11 protein-coding genes and 2 pseudogenes are annotated in these 20,277 nt (G+C 37.5%); 11 read left to right on the top strand and 2 right to left on the bottom strand.

All coding sequences use genetic code 11. From position 1 onward, the window contains the following. The first annotated feature begins 117 nt into the window (after nt 1–117). The 11 genes from BHECKSOX2_RS09630 to BHECKSOX2_RS09580 all read left to right on the top strand — a co-directional run bounded on the left by BHECKSOX2_RS09630 (nt 118) and on the right by BHECKSOX2_RS09580 (nt 19,612). Nucleotides 118–1,977 (top strand): C80 family cysteine peptidase, encoded by a 1,860-nt coding sequence (locus tag BHECKSOX2_RS09630; protein ID WP_139683397.1) that lies wholly within the window; start codon nt 118–120, stop codon nt 1,975–1,977. Between the two features lie 29 nt (nt 1,978–2,006). Then, nucleotides 2,007–8,066 carry a C80 family cysteine peptidase gene (locus BHECKSOX2_RS09625; protein WP_139683396.1) on the top strand — a complete coding sequence of 2,020 codons (6,060 nt, stop codon included), beginning with the start codon at nt 2,007–2,009 and terminating at the stop codon, nt 8,064–8,066. Between the two features lie 279 nt (nt 8,067–8,345). Beyond that, nucleotides 8,346–10,802, top strand: a complete 2,457-nt coding sequence (locus BHECKSOX2_RS09620) for a calcium-binding protein (RefSeq protein WP_139683395.1) — start codon at nt 8,346–8,348, stop codon at nt 10,800–10,802. 14 nt (nt 10,803–10,816) lie between these two features. Beyond that, on the top strand, nt 10,817–11,110 hold the full coding sequence (locus tag BHECKSOX2_RS09615) for a hypothetical protein (protein ID WP_090717888.1): 294 nt from the start codon (nt 10,817–10,819) through the stop codon (nt 11,108–11,110). Between the two features lie 21 nt (nt 11,111–11,131). Next, nucleotides 11,132–13,180, top strand: a complete 2,049-nt coding sequence (locus tag BHECKSOX2_RS09610; RefSeq protein ID WP_090717891.1) for a peptidase domain-containing ABC transporter — start codon at nt 11,132–11,134, stop codon at nt 13,178–13,180. A 133-nt stretch (nt 13,181–13,313) separates the two neighbouring features. Then, nucleotides 13,314–14,717 carry an HlyD family type I secretion periplasmic adaptor subunit gene (locus tag BHECKSOX2_RS09605; RefSeq protein ID WP_180323752.1) on the top strand — a complete coding sequence of 468 codons (1,404 nt, stop codon included), beginning with the start codon at nt 13,314–13,316 and terminating at the stop codon, nt 14,715–14,717. Beyond that, a complete protein-coding gene (locus tag BHECKSOX2_RS09600) occupies nt 14,695–16,842 on the top strand; it encodes a peptidase domain-containing ABC transporter (protein ID WP_180323751.1) in 2,148 nt (715 codons plus the stop codon). The genes BHECKSOX2_RS09605 and BHECKSOX2_RS09600 overlap by 23 nt, the downstream gene beginning before the upstream one ends. 218 nt (nt 16,843–17,060) lie before the next feature. Beyond that, nucleotides 17,061–17,291, top strand: a complete 231-nt coding sequence (locus BHECKSOX2_RS09595; protein WP_090717900.1) for a hypothetical protein — start codon at nt 17,061–17,063, stop codon at nt 17,289–17,291. 98 nt (nt 17,292–17,389) lie between these two features. Further along, nucleotides 17,390–18,043, top strand: a complete 654-nt coding sequence (locus BHECKSOX2_RS09590) for a rhodanese-like domain-containing protein (protein ID WP_139683392.1) — start codon at nt 17,390–17,392, stop codon at nt 18,041–18,043. 158 nt (nt 18,044–18,201) lie between these two features. Further along, nucleotides 18,202–18,726 (top strand): tetratricopeptide repeat protein, encoded by a 525-nt coding sequence (locus BHECKSOX2_RS09585; protein WP_139683391.1) that lies wholly within the window; start codon nt 18,202–18,204, stop codon nt 18,724–18,726. Nucleotide 18,727: 1 nt separating this feature from the next. After that, the gene (locus tag BHECKSOX2_RS09580) at nt 18,728–19,612 is read left to right on the top strand and encodes a DUF3530 family protein (protein ID WP_139683390.1); all 885 of its coding nucleotides are present in this window, start codon (nt 18,728–18,730) and stop codon (nt 19,610–19,612) included. Between the two features lie 288 nt (nt 19,613–19,900). Here the strand turns inward: BHECKSOX2_RS09580 and BHECKSOX2_RS10675 are convergent. Then, nucleotides 19,901–20,017: pseudogene (locus tag BHECKSOX2_RS10675) on the bottom strand (IS30 family transposase); the annotation flags it as partial. Nucleotides 20,018–20,025: 8 nt separating this feature from the next. After that, nucleotides 20,026–20,277, bottom strand: a pseudogene (locus tag BHECKSOX2_RS09575) (DDE-type integrase/transposase/recombinase); the annotation flags it as partial.

The following is a 20,277-nucleotide window of genomic DNA, read 5'->3' as shown; positions in this document are numbered from 1 at the left end:
ACCTCAAGCACCGGCACAAGTGAGTGGAGACACAAAGACGGCAAAGCCAAAACACTTTATAGCTTTGATAAGCTTACTGGCAAAGTAGAGAGCCGAGTTTACGACGACGAAGGCACCTTGGTAAGACACAATGGCAAACATTTAAATAACGACTCACAATACCAAACCAACATCATATTCCAATTAGAAAACAATGATGACACCGTCAAAAATGCCACTAATGCCTTAGCCAATAAACACCCAGAAAACAGCTATATTGCCAAGATGGACGAAGCAGGCAATATTAAAGTTTACGATGTAAACGGCAACGAAGTTGCACTTAATGTCAATGGCAAATACCGTATCAATGTAGTGGCTCACGGATCTGAAATGGCAGCAATAGGCGCTGAACAACTCGCTACCTATATCACCGACTTACAAACAAAACTTAGAATAGAACAAACAGAGCAAGGTCGTATTGCCTTAGTGGGTTGTGAAACAGACAAACCCTCTTCAAGTGGCACTTCAACTGAAATTACCTCTTTAGCACAATTAGTTGCACAAAGATTGTATGACGGCGGTAATGGCACCATCAACGCCGAAGTAACTGGCAGAACAACACAAATAGAAGTCAATGCGAATGGCACCAAAACCATGCTAACAGGAGGAACCAAGACAGTTTATAGCTGGGATACAGATAAAGGAGGAATAAGCCAAAAAACTGAAACGGTTAAAAACCACAGTGAAGCGCTAAAGAACCCATTGATCAATCTTAATGAAGAAATACAAAGATTGGAAGAGTTGCTTAAGAGTAAAAAATTCACATCTAAAAAGCAAAGCAAGCATTCTGATCTTTTATCTGACACTCTTCATGCTTTTCGTGTAGTACGAGAAAATGAATTGGGCTTCTACCATTCTGAACTAAAGGCATTAAAGTTGAATTTTGATGAGCATTTAAGAACAAACCCAAATTCAGAAATTATAGGAGAATTAAACAGGGTAAACGCTGTTTTGCAAGATTTTATTACTGATATTGAACAAGATTTAAGAAGAACAGAACTAGAGCAGTCCGTGCTACTTGTGCGTGAAAAATACGAAGCAGCCAAAGTGCTGGAAGTTGGTGATAAAGTTAAAAAATTAAAGAAAACGCATGAATGGTTCTTGGATCTTGCAAGTCGCAGCCCTGAAATGCGTGAACAATTAAAACACGATATATTGACTGTAAAACATGAGATTCAAGTGGCTGAGGAGTCACAAGCTAAACTTGAGAAATGGGAGGTAGGGAACATAAGACAGGACCACATTACAGATCCATTTGTAGGGTACACACGCCAAATTCTCATAACAACAACAGATGACTTAGAATTGATTCAAAATGAGATACGACTGGCAGAAAAATATCCAAACAATACCACTATTGTTCATATGGATAAAAATGGTAATTACAAAGTTGTATACGGACTTAAATTAGATCAAATACCAAAAGGCGATCTTAAGGTTATGATCAATGCACATGGTGAATTAGGCAGTATTGTAGACAGAAGCATTGAAGAAATTGCCGAATATATCAGCACTATAGAGCAGGCTACTGGTGAGGATTCTAGCGTAAGGAAAGTCAGTTTGGTTCCTTGTGACTTAAAGGGTGAGTACGCAATAAAACTTCTATCTAAGTTGCAAAAAAGAGGGATAAGTAACGCCAAAGTAAGTGTTAGACTTGTGAGTACAAGTGTGCTTCCAAATGGTAGAAAAATTGCGGTAGATTCCGCAGACGACTTTCGTGCAAGATATCGCTCTGACATTTTTAAAAAAACTTATGCGTTCAATGAAAAAGGTGAAATAATTCCTGTGGATTCTTATACAGACGAGCATTATGATGTTACCCTTTCTATTGATAAAGATGGAAAGCCAAAAATAGAACGCATTTATGGTAATAAGCAGCTTAGTGAATTAAAGGGTGCGTTAAAAGTTTTTGTTAAAGCCAAAGGTTTTAGTGNGTAGAGAGCCGAGTTTACGACGACGAAGGCACCTTGGTAAGACACAATGGCAAACATTTAAATAACGACTCACAATACCAAACCAACATCATATTCCAATTAGAAAACAATGATGACACCGTCAAAAATGCCACTAATGCCTTAGCCAATAAACACCCAGAAAACAGCTATATTGCCAAGATGGACGAAGCAGGCAATATTAAAGTTTACGATGTAAACGGCAACGAAGTTGCACTTAATGTCAATGGCAAATACCGTATCAATGTCGTGGCTCACGGATCATCAATGAAGACAATGGGCGCTGATGCGTTGTCTAATCGCATTATAGCCTTACAAACAAAACTCAACATAGAACAAACAGACGAAGGTCGTATTGCCCTAGTGGGTTGTGAAACAGACCGAGCTTCTGTCTCAGGTGATACTTCATTTAACCCTGTTTCTTTTACAAAATTAGTCGCAGAGAAACTATATGACAATGGCAAGGGATCAACCAATGCAGAAGTAACAGGCAGAACCGCAGACATAGAAGTAGACGCCAATGGCAGAAAAGTCATGCGTACAGGTGGGCAGAAAACGGTTTATAGTTGGGATAGTGACAAAGGAGAAATCACCCAAAGAACTGAAACGGTTAAAAGCCACAGTGAGCAGTTAGAAAATCCATTGGGTGGTTTTGATGAATACTCAAAGCTCTTGAATGAGTTAATTCAAAAAGAGGGTAAGGGTAGTAATAATTATGATTTTTTAAGAAGATTAGAAGCAGGTTTTCAAATGACTAAGGTGTTAGAACCAGGGATTCTGAAGACGAAAAATTTTGAAAGAATGGCTAACGATTTAGATAGGCATTTGCAAGTCCGAAATATCAAATACCAAACACAGTTTAATAAATTAAGTGCAATTGCACGCAAGTGTGCAGAGAATGCTCTTGCCTATCATTTAGAAGATAAACTTAACAAGGGTGAGCTGGATATTGATGCAAGCGTAGATATGTTAAAAGACATTGCTGGCTTGAGCCTTGTAGAACAACTCAGACACATTAAAGGTGTTAAAGGTGAATTTGAAGGATTACTAAGTAAAGATGAGATTAACCTTGCTAAAAATGCAGCTCGCAAAGCTTGGGCTGAGGAATGTGTGAAAAATGCATCAGAGATTGTTAGTGATATTACAAAATCTCAATATGCGTTAAGTGTATGGAAGCGCAAAAGAGTAACAAATGAGTATAATACTGCTCCCGGTTCTAGGGATACACATTATGTTGTTGTTCAGTTACAAGACGATCAAGCCGTAGCAAATAGTTCGGCAGCCTTAGCAAGCAAACATTTTGGAAACTCTACACTTATAAAAATGGATAATAATGGTGATTATCAGATTGTGTATGGACCTAAATTACACAAAATAAAAGCAGATAATATTAAAATATTATTTGCTGGACATGGTAAAAAAGGGTTTATAGGACGCAGAACGGCTACTAACATTGTTGATTATGTTGTTACATTAAGAGGCGTTTTACCCGCTCAATCAAGCATTGACACAGTCGCTATGAAAGGATGCAATCCAGGCGCTGATTTTAGTAAAGATGTCGCAATGGGGCTGAAAGAAAGGAACATTGAAACCAAGGTCAGTTCTAGATTAGGTCAGTTACAAACAGGACCAACCGGTAGAAGTAGAGTTAACAATCGCTATCATCTTGACGAAGGAAAAGTTGTCTGGGGCTACAAAGGCGGTGAATTAACCCAGCTTGATCCTTACACAGACGACAATTATCATCTTGTTGCTTCTGTGGGTGAGGATGGTTCGCTACAACTAAATAGATCGATAGAAGGTTTGGAAGGCGGGCTAAAAGTTCGTGTTATAGCAGACAAGTCTGATGCTACCTTAGCAGCTCTGTCAGAGTTGGAAAGGCGACTGCCTGATGGCACTTCAATGGCACAAATAAATATAAAAATGGGTGGTGGCAGTGCAGACTGGTATGCCACGCATGGTGCAGCTGGTTACGCAGGTCTTGTGAGTGATTTAAGTAGCAGGTTCAATGCAAATGTATTGGCGTACAGTCCTTCAGGTCCGAATAGAGGATCATATGCTTATCGTTATGAAAAGGATAAAGACACCACAGTAGGCGGAGTAGCAGGAGCGGATAAGGTAACCAAAGATTTTGTATTTTACGATGTACGCTCCTCAGGCAGTATTGGTTTTTCCTACAAAAAAGACAGAACTACTGTTGTATACAATATTGCAAAAAAAACCAGTCTCAACAAGACACCTGTCACCATAATACAGTCAGGTAGCTACTCTGAGCAAGAACTGTTGGAACAATTTAAAGGTGCAATAAGTTTGATTGAGAGCTCTGTTTCTAAAATAGAAATCATTACACAAAATACTGTAATGAGTGATGACGATTACAGATCCATGGTGAAATTCTTATCTAAAGAGCTGAATGTTAGAGTTGAGGCGTATAACGCCGACTCTCAAACCAAGCCATGGCTATCCATAAACTCTGGTGATTCCCAAGTAACAGAAGACCTTGGCGCAAGACACCTAGCAGAAACCCAACCCTACAACGACAAAAAACTCCAATCCTGGGACACCTTAACCCAAGAACAAACCAACAAACTAACCACAGAATCCCAAAAAACCAAACCTGATCTAGCCAACCACGACCATCAAATCCTATTCCAAACCGAATCCGATGACAATGTCAAAGACAGCACCCTTAAACTCGCCTTCAAACACCCAACAAAAACCACCATCGTGCAAATGGACAAAGACGGCACTTACCGAGTGGTTTATGGCACTCAGCTTAAAGACATCACAGGCAAAGTCAAAATGGTGGCTGTGGGTTACGGCAGAAAAGCAGAAGATGGCAACCAAACACTGGGCGGCAGGAATGCAAATGAATTAGCAGATAATATACTCACCCTTAAACAAGGCTTAAATTCTGCCACTGCAGAAATCAAGAGCACCAGTCTTGTTGGTTGCAACTTAGAGGACGATAATCCCACTAATAACCCTGATAGCCAATACGGCAAACAAGTATTGAAAAAACTTTATCAAGGTGGGGTTGAAGGCAACCTAAGCGTCAGAAGTCGCTATGTTGCTATCCGATCAGACGGCACCAAAGTTACCTCTAGCACAGGTGCAGGCGACTGGATACACAAAGACAGTGCAGCCAAAACTATTTACAGTCTTGGTGCAGCAGGCTCTGTGATTAGTAGGGTCTATAACAATGAAGGTACCCTGATTAAATATAATGGTAGAAAGCTAGGTGAAGATTTGGATGATGATACAAGCTCACAAGATACAGATGATCAACAGGAAGTAAGTGAGGGTCAAAAGAAAATAGATGCAGAAAAAACCAAACAAAAGTTAGCTGTTATTGATCAGCAGCAAACTAAATTTGCTAATTCAGTTAAGGCAAACAATACAGATGACACAAATAACACAAATAACACAAATAACACAAATAACACAAATAACACAAATAACACAAATAACACAAATAACACAAATAACACAAATAAAAGGATTACTACCCCTGCTTTTAATATTCAAATCGATATTGGTGATGGAGACCACGCTACTTTCTTTGGCGGCTCTACCAATGTAGACATTAAAGTTGGCAATGGCGCACACCACACACTTATGTATGGAGACAATAATATTTTAATTAGTATTGGTCATGCAGGAGACACCAATCGTTTTATTGAAATAGGAGGTTATCGCGCATTAGAAGGTGTGCAAATTTTAATAGGCACTAAAAATGTGGTGGTTAATCACGGTGTCAGGAATGATTTTATTATCGCAACCGACCCTTCTTTCCCTATGATTCCGTTTGTTAATCCTTTTGATGGATCGGCCAATGTTTTGGGCTCCTTACAAGATATGGCAGATATGAGTAACGCCGAACAAAATGCCCTATGGAGTTGGAAGAAAACCAAAAAGTTTGCAAAGGACATGAGTTCGCTGGATAAGAATAGTGACACCGACTATAAGAAGATTTTAAACCGTGGTGGACAAAACGAAGTGTCCGACACAGGGTTGAAATACGATATAGAAGCGACGCTCAATAAGCAAGCTAATAACTTTATGCAACGGAAAAGCAAGCGTCAGGAAGCAAACCAAAGCTTCAAAGAGAAGCTTAGTAACTTTAGCTTAAATCTTACGATTGGCGGACAAGGATCCGACATTCTTATTGGTAATGGTAATTTTAGTTTTATGTTTGGTGATACCATCTCTTCTGTTTTAGATACTACTGTTGCTTCATTATTTGGTATCATGCAGCAAGGATACACCTCAGATGGACAGCCAAAAACCACTTTTACCTACACACCAGGCAATGTAAAAACAAAACTTATCAACGGTATTCTCAGTAAGATGGCAGAGAAAGCAGAAGACACCACCTTTGGCGATATATTGGGCTATCAATACATTGATTCTGGTGAATTCTATAAAACCGAGACATCAACCCCTGATTTATCAATGTCAGATATGTTAAAAGAGTTGCTTGGCACAGTATCTGACACCTTTGATAACTCCATTCAAGCTATATCTGAACCAGCTCGTATTATTAATGCATTGGAATCTGGCGTAGAATCAATAGAAGATATGGGTGAAAACACGCTAGAGGCATTAGGGATCAAAGATAAAGATGATGACGACGATGACGATGACGATGACGATGACGACGATGACAATGACAGCGAAAATTCAAACAATGTTACCGGTGATAATGAAGAAAGCTCAGATGGTACTGAAAAAAGCAACGAAGCCTTTGGCTTTAGTGGACTTAAACTACCCTCTTTATTTGATTTTTACGCGCCAAACTTATTTGAAACCCTTGGTAATCTACCAGAATTAGCAGAAACACTAGCCAGTAGTATTGCCATAGATTCTGCCAATATGAAAGATAAAGTAGTTGAGTTTTTCTCAGACATAGGTTATATGACCAACGACGGAGATTTATTCTTCAATATAGGGGCTCAAAATTTTGCATGGGGCGGTGATGGTAAGGACTTGTTTGCTTTAATGGGTACCAACAACAATGTTTGGGGCGGTAAAGGAGATGATGTTGCTTATGTCATTGGCGAAGGCAACACCATTAGTGGCAACGAAGGAGATGACAATGCAGTTTTTGTAGGTCAAAACCATATGTTTATTGGCGGTGAAGGCGATGACATTGGTGTTGCATCTGGTCGATACAATGTTTTATTTGGTGGCACAGGTGCAGATCAGCTTTGGGCATTTGGAGAAGGCGCCTATATTGCAGGCAACGAAGGGAATGATTACCTAGTATCCACAGGTAATTATGGCAAAATTTACGGCCATTCTGGCGATGATATCGGGGTTGTAATTGGTGCCTATAATGTAATGAGTTTAGGCGAAGGAGACGACCATGGAAAAGTATTTGGCAATAAGAATACTGTTTATTTGGGTGAAGGTAATGATGAATTAGAAGTTGCCAGTCACGACTCCCTCATCTTTGCTGAATCTGGCAATGATTCCCTGTATATGCATAAAAACTCAAGCAATAACAACATTGATGCAGGAAAAGGGGATGATTTACTGTATTTGGGTGGCACAAACAATATTGTTACTGGTGGCGAAGGAGCGGATGTCTTTATGATTGGCAATGACAACCTATCCAGCGAACTTATCGTTGACAGCGAGGATTATATTGCATTTGATTTAGACAGTTATCAAGATGTGATGTATTATCGCCATAATGACAACGACCTTTTAATCAAACACCGATCCCTTGCAGAGGCAGACGAATCCGATATTGATTATCAAGAGGACAATGCCGGTGTTGATATTTCTAAACAATACCGAGGTCAAGATGGTACTGTGTTAATTAAAGATTATTTTGCTGATAATAGCAGTACCGATGGTGCAAAAATTTGCGTTGATATCGATGCTGAAAATAACCGCTACCATTATTTGGATAAGGTACAAGTTAGTAAACTGGTTGAATATATGTCCTCTTTTGATTCATTCGCTGATACCGAAGGTGTGTCAGGATATGCACAAGAGGTTAATCAATTATGGTCGGCGTCAAAGGTGGGTTATAATATGCCTGAGGTGATGAAAAATTTAACTTAATAAGAGAATGAAATATGAACAACAAAAATATATTTGTAGATACTGTTAGTGCCATTAATGTTAACAATGGCATTGTCAAAATGAANCACAAATAACACAAATAACACAAATAACACAAATAACACAAATAACACAAATAACACAAATAAGAAAAATAAAAGGATTACTACCCCTGCTTTTAATATTCAAATCGATATTGGTGATGGAGACCACGCTACTTTCTTTGGCGGCTCTACCAATGTAGACATTAAAGTTGGCAATGGCGCACACCACACACTTATGTATGGAGACAATAATATTTTAATTAGTATTGGTCATGCAGGAGACACCAATCGTTTTATTGAAATAGGAGGTTATCGCGCATTAGAAGGTGTGCAAATTTTAATAGGCACTAAAAATGTGGTGGTTAATCACGGTGTCAGGAATGATTTTATTATCGCAACCGACCCTTCTTTCCCTATGATTCCGTTTGTTAATCCTTTTGATGGATCGGCCAATGTTTTGGGCTCCTTACAAGATATGGCAGATATGAGTAACGCCGAACAAAATGCCCTATGGAGTTGGAAGAAAACCAAAAAGTTTGCAAAGGACATGAGTTCGCTGGATAAGAATAGTGACACCGACTATAAGAAGATTTTAAACCGTGGTGGACAAAACGAAGTGTCCGACACAGGGTTGAAATACGATATAGAAGCGACGCTCAATAAGCAAGCTAATAACTTTATGCAACGGAAAAGCAAGCGTCAGGAAGCAAACCAAAGCTTCAAAGAGAAGCTTAGTAACTTTAGCTTAAATCTTACGATTGGCGGACAAGGATCCGACATTCTTATTGGTAATGGTAATTTTAGTTTTATGTTTGGTGATACCATCTCTTCTGTTTTAGATACTACTGTTGCTTCATTATTTGGTATCATGCAGCAAGGATACACCTCAGATGGACAGCCAAAAACCACTTTTACCTACACACCAGGCAATGTAAAAACAAAACTTATCAACGGTATTCTCAGTAAGATGGCAGAGAAAGCAGAAGACACCACCTTTGGCGATATATTGGGCTATCAATACATTGATTCTGGTGAATTCTATAAAACCGAGACATCAACCCCTGATTTATCAATGTCAGATATGTTAAAAGAGTTGCTTGGCACAGTATCTGACACCTTTGATAACTCCATTCAAGCTATATCTGAACCAGCTCGTATTATTAATGCATTGGAATCTGGCGTAGAATCAATAGAAGATATGGGTGAAAACACGCTAGAGGCATTAGGGATCAAAGATAAAGATGATGACGACGATGACGATGACGATGACGATGACGACGATGACAATGACAGCGAAAATTCAAACAATGTTACCGGTGATAATGAAGAAAGCTCAGATGGTACTGAAAAAAGCAACGAAGCCTTTGGCTTTAGTGGACTTAAACTACCCTCTTTATTTGATTTTTACGCGCCAAACTTATTTGAAACCCTTGGTAATCTACCAGAATTAGCAGAAACACTAGCCAGTAGTATTGCCATAGATTCTGCCAATATGAAAGATAAAGTAGTTGAGTTTTTCTCAGACATAGGTTATATGACCAACGACGGAGATTTATTCTTCAATATAGGGGCTCAAAATTTTGCATGGGGCGGTGATGGTAAGGACTTGTTTGCTTTAATGGGTACCAACAACAATGTTTGGGGCGGTAAAGGAGATGATGTTGCTTATGTCATTGGCGAAGGCAACACCATTAGTGGCAACGAAGGAGATGACAATGCAGTTTTTGTAGGTCAAAACCATATGTTTATTGGCGGTGAAGGCGATGACATTGGTGTTGCATCTGGTCGATACAATGTTTTATTTGGTGGCACAGGTGCAGATCAGCTTTGGGCATTTGGAGAAGGCGCCTATATTGCAGGCAACGAAGGGAATGATTACCTAGTATCCACAGGTAATTATGGCAAAATTTACGGCCATTCTGGCGATGATATCGGGGTTGTAATTGGTGCCTATAATGTAATGAGTTTAGGCGAAGGAGACGACCATGGAAAAGTATTTGGCAATAAGAATACTGTTTATTTGGGTGAAGGTAATGATGAATTAGAAGTTGCCAGTCACGACTCCCTCATCTTTGCTGAATCTGGCAATGATTCCCTGTATATGCATAAAAACTCAAGCAATAACAACATTGATGCAGGAAAAGGGGATGATTTACTGTATTTGGGTGGCACAAACAATATTGTTACTGGTGGCGAAGGAGCGGATGTCTTTATGATTGGCAATGACAACCTATCCAGCGAACTTATCGTTGACAGCGAGGATTATATTGCATTTGATTTAGACAGTTATCAAGATGTGATGTATTATCGCCATAATGACAACGACCTTTTAATCAAACACCGATCCCTTGCAGAGGCAGACGAATCCGATATTGATTATCAAGAGGACAATGCCGGTGTTGATATTTCTAAACAATACCGAGGTCAAGATGGTACTGTGTTAATTAAAGATTATTTTGCTGATAATAGCAGTACCGATGGTGCAAAAATTTGCGTTGATATCGATGCTGAAAATAACCGCTACCATTATTTGGATAAGGTACAAGTTAGTAAACTGGTTGAATATATGTCCTCTTTTGATTCATTCGCTGATACCGAAGGTGTGTCAGGATATGCACAAGAGGTTAATCAATTATGGTCGGCGTCAAAGGTGGGTTATAATATGCCTGAGGTGATGAAAAATTTAACTTAATAAGAGAATAAAATATGAACAACAAAAATATATTTGTAGATACTGTTAGTGCCATTAATGTTAACAATGGCATTGTCAAAATGAATTTAGTGGCACAATCTTCTGAACAACCAATAACCGATGACAATAACGCACCAAAATTTGACGATTTGGGGCAAATCACTATGCCGTTAAATGGTTTTTTGTATATGCTAAGTGTGATTGAAGGGCTAATGCAAGATGACAAAATGAAGGATATGATTCAGCGCTTTCAGGCAGCTGGCATTATTCCAACCGAACAAGAGATTGAAAAAGCTCGGGATAAATAGTTTTTTAGTGAGCCTTAAGTATTGCAACCAGTTTATCAATCAGTTTATACGTTATTCCTACTATTAAGAGAAGAAGTTCTTGCCAAGGACATTCTTATTCAAGAAAGTAAAAATAGTACCTATGATGAAGAAAAACTGCATTTATTTGCCAAGGAGAATCTATTAAAACTTCAGTTTAGCAAAGCAAAACTCTCTGTTAAAAAACTACAAAAGAGAGTGCCCTTTATTTTTTTTACCAAAGATAATCAGCCTTCTGTGGTTGCTCATTTATCCCAAGAGGGGGTTTTAATTCAGCGTCCTGACAAGGAGCCCGCTCAATTTCAATTATCTGATGTTCAACAAGTTTGGAGTGGCAATGTTATTTTTGTCAAAGACACCGCCAAATTTGGACTTGAGTGGTTTGTGCCTGAATTTTTGCGTTATCGTAATACCTTATTAGAAATCATTAGTTTTTCTTGCGTTTTAAAAATTGTGGCGTTGATCTTGCCATTGATTTTTCAAGTGGTCATTGATAAAGTGGTTGTCAATAACGCCTTATCAACGATGATAATTTTATTGATTGCCTTACTGAGTGCCAATCTGTTTGAAATCGCCTTAACCAGTATACGCGAATATTTATTATTACACACTGCCAATCGCATCGATATTGGTTTGGGAATGCGTTTATTTAAGCATTTGATACATTTGCCCATTGCTTTTTTTGAAAGCAAATCTGTTGGATTGTTAGTGAGTAGGGCACAAGAGATTAATAGTGTGCGTGAATTTTTTACTGGTAAAGCGTTATTAAGTGTGATTGACTTTGTGTTTTTATTCATCACTTTTTTTGTCATGTATTATATCTCCCCAAAAATAGCCTTGGTGGTTGCCATTACAGTGCCATTTTATTTTATTAGCGCTTGGTTGTTGACACCAAAACTGATTAAATATATTGAATTGTCATTCAGCAAGGGAGCAAAAAATACCGCCTTTTTAACAGAATCTATCTCCAACAGTGAAACCATCAAAAGTATGGCATTAGAGCGGGTAATGTTAAAACGCTGGAACAAGCAAACCAGCAGTATGGTTGGCGTGAATTATAATTTACAAAAATTAAATACCTTTGCCTCACAAATGGTTAGTATTTTTTCAAAAGTTGTGGGGGTGTTGATTTTATGGCTGGGTGCCACCGAAGTATTTGCATTAAATATGACTATTGGACAATTGATTGCCTTTAATATGTTGTTGTCTATGTTTCAACAACCTCTTAATCAACTTACTTCATTGTGGCAAGAATTTTTACAAACAAAAATAGCCGTTGAACGATTAAGCAGTATTTTAAATACACCTGCTGAAAAGAAGAAAAACCAGGTTCCACATAAATTGCAAGGAAAAATTGAACTTAAAAATGTGTTTTTTAAATATACACCTACTGGTAATTTGGTGCTTGAAAATATTAATTTAACCATTGAGATTGGTGAAAGTGTGGCATTGGTCGGTGGATCTGGCTCTGGGAAAAGCACAATTGCCAAATTAATACAAGGTCTATATGTGCCTGATTCTGGCGATATTTATATTGACGATGTTAATATTAACAAAATAGACAAACATTCATTAAGAGATCAAATCGGCGTTGTTTTACAAGAAAACTACCTTTTTCAAGAAAGTGTGCGAGCAAATATTGCCCATAAGAATCCAACTTTGCCTATAGCGCAAGTAATTGAGGCGGCAAAAACCTCAGGTGCCGATGAATTTATTCGCAAAATGCAATTGGGATACAATACTGAGATTCAAGAAGGTGGCAAGTCTTTATCAGGCGGACAAAGACAAAGAATTGCCTTTGCCAGAGCCATTATTGACCAACCAAAATTACTCATCTTGGATGAAGCAACCTCTGCTTTGGATGAAGAATCTCAAGCATTAATTCGTCAAAATATGGCTGCAATATCACGCGGTAAAACAGTGATTACTATCGCCCATCGTTTGTCCACTATTCGCTCTTGTGATCGAGTGGTGGTTATCAATAAAGGTAAAATAACGGATATTTTAACGGGTGAAGATAAGACCAAATACTTAACTCTTATCCCTTCATGAATTACGCTTTATCTAACAAAGGTCTTGTATGAATAATCGTCGAAAATCCAATTTATATCATCTTGGAAATTTTTTTAATCCCACCTTAGTCTTGCTAAAAAAAGGGTTAAAGAAATTAGCCGTTGAGCAAAAAATGAATTTTATCAGTCATCTGTATTTATCCGCCAGCAAGGTTGTATGCGACAAAGACCTTAAGAAGAAATTTTCCTCAATCTTTGTTAGCAAAGAAATCGACAACAAAGCCTTTGAGTTCTCCCCTACTTATTTACGCATTCAAAAACAAGCGCCGACAAATTTCTCTCGCCTAATTGGCTGGAGCGTGGTTGCATTTGTAACAATAGTGTTGTTATGGTCTTATTTTAGCCACATTGCTATTTATGCAAATACCACAGGTAAATTAATTGTCTCTGGCAAGTCGCAAAAAATTCAATCTTTGAATCCAGGAAAAATTGAAAAAATTTATGTTAAAGAAGGGCAAGTTGTGCAAAAAGGAGATTTATTGGTGCAATTGAGCGACATAGAGGCAAAAACCAATATTGTCAACTTTCAGGCGAAATTGTCATTTTATCAACAAAATCAGCAGAATTTTAAATACATTTTCCCCATTATTGAGCAAATCGAACAAGCGGAAAAGCCCCCTAAAATTAACATTTTGCACAATAGACAAACCACCCTAGATTTAGAAGAATTCTTTAAACAAATTGCACAATTTAATGCCAAAATTGACAACCTAAAAAAATCCAGTAACAATTTAAAAAAGGAAATTGAATTAGAGCAATCTATGATAGAAAATGCACGCAAGCGTGTCAAAATGTTCAGTCAATTTTTTGATGATCAAGACATTTCTGAATTGCAATTTCTGCAAGCGCAGAAGGAATTACTACAATCTAAAAAAGAGCTGCTCAGCAAACAATCAAAACTGTACGAAATAAACGACAATCGTCAATTAGAAAAAAGTAATAAAAAATTTGCCATCAGTCAAAAGAAGAATAAAATTTACAAAGAATACCAAAAAAATCAATTGGATATTATTGAAACATCAGAGGCGTTAAAAAAATATCAAAACCAACAACAAACCATGCGTCTTTATGCGCCAATAGAGGGCTTTGTACAAGAAATCGCCATCAACACAATTGGCGGTGTGGTTACCTCTGCACAAGAATTAATGTCTATTGTCCCCATCGGAAAACTTTCTTTGAAAGCCGAAGTAAAAATATTAAACAAAGATGTGGGTTTTGTGCGCACTGGGCAAATAGCAAGCGTGCAATTGGATGCTTTTAATTATATAAAATACGGTGCAATTGATGGAGTGGTTGAAAATATTTATCAAGATTCTGTTGAAGACGAAGAGATGGGGTATGTTTTTTTAGCCACCATCAACCTCAAAGACAACATAATACAATATAAGGGTAAAACCACACGCTTACACGCAGGCCTGTCAGTCGTTGTTAGGATAGAAACAGGGCGACGCCGCGTGATTGACTACTTATTATCGCCTGTTTTGGAGCATGTCAATGAAGGACTTAGAGAGCGCTAATCTCACTGCCAACAGCCGCGCCTTGCGTTGCATCGTTGAGTTATTAAAACATTTTGAAAAAAATATTGAACTGAAAAGCCTTAGCCATTTATTGGTCAGCAGTCAAAACAGTCATTTAAGCCAATCTGATCTGATATACGCCATTAAATGGGCGGGCATTAATGCAGAATATATGCAAATTGATCTCAATAAATTGCATAAATTACACCTCCCCGTGCTTATCCAGTGTCAAAATAATTGGTTGCTCCTTGAGGCATTTGACGGAGAAAATATCACGGTCTTTGATGGTATGGAGAGCTGGCAAATAAGCATGCCAGATTGTCATCAAATTTGGCAAAATTCCTGTATTGCCATTGCCAATAATTTAGAAGAATATGATGCCAATACCGTGCAGAATGTCCCTATTAAAAATGGTTCTATTTTTCAATGGTTTTTGCCTTCAATCAAGAAACATAAAAAACAATTTTTATCGGTGATTTTTATCTCTATTATGATCCAGCTGATTATGCTACTCACACCCTTATTATTTCAATATTTTTTAGACAGCGCATTACCCAGTTTCAACCTTACCATTCTACAAACTATTATGACAGCAATGCTATTTTTTGCTTTGACTGACCCGATTTTTTTATTGATGCGATCTTTCGCTTTTTCCAATCTAACTTCTAAAATAGATTCAGAATTAACCAGTCGCATTTATGAACATTTAATGCAACTGAAATTGTCTTTTTTTCAAAATAATCAAATTGGAAAAATAACCGCTTTTATGAGGGAAATGGCAAATATTAGGCAGTTCATGACCGGAAATTCACTCACTCTAGTGATTGATTTGATTTTTGTGGTGGTGTTTTTCTCGGTAATGTTTCAATATTCTGTTTTTATGACGGTTATTGTATTAATATTTTTGCTGATTTATTTTTTCTTTTGGATAATAGTAGGTCCAGTTGTGCGTAAACGCAGTGAACAATCTTTTGATGCAAATGCAGACAACACCGCATTATTAACAGAAACTTTATACGGTATCAACTCAATCAAGGCAATGGCAACAGAAAATAGATTCATCCGTCAATGGGAAAAACGATTAGGTAGATATCAGCATGCCTATGCACAAGCAGAATTGACTAATATTTTTTCCATGCAAGGCATCTCACTTATTAATAAAATAATGATTATTGTCATTTTATGGTTAGGCATTACTGAAGTACTAGAAGGTAACTTAACCATTGGCGCTTTCATTGCTTTTCGCATGTACTCCAATTATGTTGTGGAGCCTGTGATTCGTTTAGCACAAATATGGCAAGATTTCCAATATACATTGGTTTCCATTAAAAAAATTAGTTTAATTCTTAAAGAGCCGTTAGAAGAATTACCCAAAAATATGTTCCTTAGTAAGATTTCAGGTGGTATTGTTTTTAAGGGTGTTTATTTCACTTACCAAAAAGAATTGCCTGCTGTTTTATCAGACATTAATTTAATCTTGGAACCAGGTTGCATGCTTGGTATAACGGGGCCTTCTGGTTCTGGAAAAAGCACATTAACCAAATTATTACAAATGTTTTATCAATCTACTACAGGGGAGATATTAATAGACGGGTTAGATATTAGAACACTCTCGCCAACTGAATTAAGAATGAATATGGGTGTTGTATTGCAAAATAGTGAGTTATTTCAAGACACTATTATCAACAACCTTAAGCTCGCTAACCCTGATGTTACAACAGAACAATTACAAAAAATTGCCAAAATGTGCGGTGCAGATTTTATTGAAGAATTGCCACAAGGTTACGAGACAATGTTAAGCGAAAAAGGCAGTAATTTATCAGGCGGACAACGACAAAGAATCGCATTTATGCGAGCACTTATTAACAACCCTAAGATTTTAATTTTAGATGAAGCAACTTCTGCCTTAGACTATGCTTCAGAGCGTGTTATTTTAAACCACCTACCAGAAATAAGAAAAAATAGAACCGTTATCTCAGTTGCTCACCGCCTTAACACCCTTAAAGATGCAGATGTGATTGTTTTTATTGATAAAGGCAGAATCACTGAGCAGGGTACACATCAAGAGCTGATAGATAAAAATGGTGGTTATGCAAAACTCTACCACTTGCAACAACAAACATAGGGAAAGTGTTGTAGAGATCTGATTGTTTACAGTCATCTTATTACGCTGTTACAGTTTGAATCAGGTGTCATCAACCAACAAAAATTTGCACTTAGAATTTGTATAATCGATCAACAATATTGGATTATTATAATATTATTAAATATAGATAGACTTGCAAAGTATTTTTTCTTGTGAATAATAACAGTTTTCAATTAATCAAAATATAGGAAGCAACAATGAAAAAATTAGCCATATTATTTGGGTTGTTATTAAGTTTTAATGTATTTGCTGATGTAAAAGATGGTGTTGCTGTTTTAAATGACGAGCCCACTGAAAAACAAATGCAAGCAGTGCGTGATGGTGCCAAAGATCGTTGCGAAGACATTGATGATGAAGATAAACGCGAGGTTTGTGTGGTTGATTATTACGCACAACACAACTTAGAAGAAGAGCCTAGTTGCGATTAGCAAATAAATGACAAGAATTTTTAGTGCCACTTATGATAGAGGGCTATCAATAACCAACTCGAAAGAGTTATTTTTTTATAACAAAGAAAGGAAACAAAATGAAACTTAAAACATTAGTAATAAGTGTTGCATCAATAGCATTATTAGCGTCAACGGCTGTAACAGCTAATAAGCCAGTTGGCATCACTAAAGGCGTTATGAGCATAGCAGGTATCTCTCGTAATCAAAACAACAAAGCCACTATTAATCCAGTATTTGCAAAGACTTCGCGTCCTTGTCCGCCGTTTTGTATCCAACCAACAAACCCGTTTGCACCAGCAGCCGTTGATACAGTGAGCGAATTAGATGTTCTCTATGCACTTCGTGATATTTCTAGAGGTGATAAGTCAAAAATGGTGATTGATGCACGCACGCCAGTTTGGACTACCGCTAAAAAAGGTGGCACAATCAAAGGTGCAGTTAACATCTCATACAAGAAACTAAACGCTAAGGCAATTGCTAAGGATCCAGATGCAGTGATGGAGATCCTAACCAAAAGGTTTGGTGTGACTGAACAAGATGGTATTTTTAACTTCAGTAAAGCCAAAACTTTGTATTTGTTCTGTAATGGTTTGTGGTGTGGTCAATCACCTGCAGCAATTAGAGCGCTACTTTCGCTGGGTTACCCAGAGCACAAACTTAAGTATTACCGCAGTGGTATGAATGCATGGCATTCATTAGGACTTAGTACAGTTAACAATTTAAAGAAGTAATTTTTAATGACTTTTAACTAAGGAAAAGGGCGTAATAACGCCCTTTTTTATTGCAAGGTTGTTACATAATAATGAATGATTATTGTTGATAAAAAAAATAGTATTTTTTTGGTTATTCATTATTGTGAAATGACTTGACAGAATAAAAGCACATAATAATGCAAAAAAATCAAAGTTTTGTAGTGGTGTTTTCACTCTTTGTATTGGGGGTATTAAGCGTACCACCAGCATTTGCAGACAGTCGTGCAAACTCATGGTATCGCACTGGCTATCATTACTCGCAGGCAGGATACAACAAAAATGCATTTGTATGGATGATGCATGCTGCCAAAGCAGGGCATAGCCCAGCTCAGAATAATATTGGACTGAGTTATTTGCATGGGCTGGGTGTAAGTAAAGATGAAAAGAAAGCATTTGAATGGTTTGAAAAAGCTGCTAAACAAGGGCTTTCTTATGCTCAGAGTGAATTGGCAATGTTGTATTATCAACAAGGTAAGAAAAACCAAGCGCAGCAATGGTGGCTAACAGCAGCGAATATGAATGATGAATACGCGCAGTTTAATCTGGCTTCGTTATTTTTAGAGCAAAACAGTTTTAAGGAGGCAACTTATTGGTTTCAAAGAGCAAAAGACAACAACCATCCGCAGGCACAAACTGCGTTGGATAAATTGAAGAGAGAATAGAATGAATAAAATATTACTAAGTTTAACAATACTGGTGTGTACACACAGTGTTTATGCAGATTTTCCATTACCATTTATACCGAAATTGCCAGACTTGCCAATGTTTGGTGAGTTTAATCCGAATAAATTACGCGCTGAGTTCAATCAGTTTGTAGGGGTTGGTCCATACTTTGATAGAGAGCATCGCCTTGTCAATCAAATTGCTGATGCAGTTTTGGATGGCGATGTTGAGTATTTAACACTTAAAAATGGCAGGGAAATTTTTAGTATCTTTATGGAAAGTGAAGCGGATAAACCCAAGGGTGGCGTCATTATCTTGCATAATCGTGGGCAGCACGCAAACTGGTCGGATACGATTAAGCCACTACGCATTGGTTTGACAGAAAAGGGCTGGCATACATTATCGGTACAGATGCCAGTATTGGGTAAGGAGGCCAAATATTACGATTATGTGCCAATTTTCCCTTATTCACATGAGCGTATTGATGCAGCGATTAATTTTTATAAAGAAAAAGGGATTGATAATATTGTACTGATTGCACACGGCTGTGGTGCACATATGGCAACAAGCTACATTGAGAAATATGGTGATAGCAAGATTGAAGGTTATATTGGTATTGGCGCGGGTGCAACAGATTACAAGCAAAAGATTGTTAATGGTTTCCCATTTCACAAGATGTCGGTGCCTATCTTAGATGTTTATGCTGACCAGGATTTTTCTGGGGTGAGAAAATTAGCAGACTACAGGAAGCATCTAATTAAGATTGCAGGCAATAAAAAATCAGCGCAGATGATTATTGAAAATGCGCAACATTATTACAATAAGAATGATGGTTCGATTGAGCGCCTTATTGTTAAAGTTGCTGATTGGTTAGATAGACTCTAGGTATTCCAATTCTTGTTTGGAAAAGTTGTAATGGGCTGATAAACTTGGACACAAAGATAGCCTTATAATGAAAAATATAAGGAGGTCAATAATGATTACAAATAAAACCAAGAAAAGAAAGAATAAATCTAACAATTGAACAAAAATTAGGCTATGCCAAGAACTATACCAACAGAAAAATCATGGCAATTTCTGGCGCATCTGCATTTAACATCCGCTCAAAAGATGCCTGAATTGAAAAAAGTGTCTTGAAATGTATCCAACTAAATTAAACATTGTTTGGCGAATTCAACCCATAAGTACAACACTTCCATTTAAAAAATAGTCTTTGCCAGTCATCTTGGCAAAGACCTCAAATGGGGTCTTGTACCCCAAGCATTTCCTAGGTCTATTATTTGTCAGGTTTCACCACGTTATTCCCTACTTTCAAAAACCACACTCCGAAACATATCAGGCTTTCTGATAAACAAATCAGGCTTCAAATTATACCAATACTCTAAAGCCTCATAAGGCGTCCTTACCTTAATCTCTTTTCTAAGTCCACCATGTCCACGATTAAAATTATAAAAAATCAAAAACTTGTTCAAATCTTGCTTCATTTCATCAATGTTTTGATACGTTATCGCCTTAACTGTTGCATTCTTAATCGTGCCATTGACGCGCTC

This window comes from thiotrophic endosymbiont of Bathymodiolus puteoserpentis (Logatchev) (genome assembly GCF_900127505.1).
In the GTDB taxonomy this organism is placed as follows: Bacteria; Pseudomonadota; Gammaproteobacteria; order PS1; family Pseudothioglobaceae; genus Thiodubiliella.
Note: the sequence above shows the minus strand (reverse complement) of the source record. Positions and strands in the feature narration are given on the sequence as shown.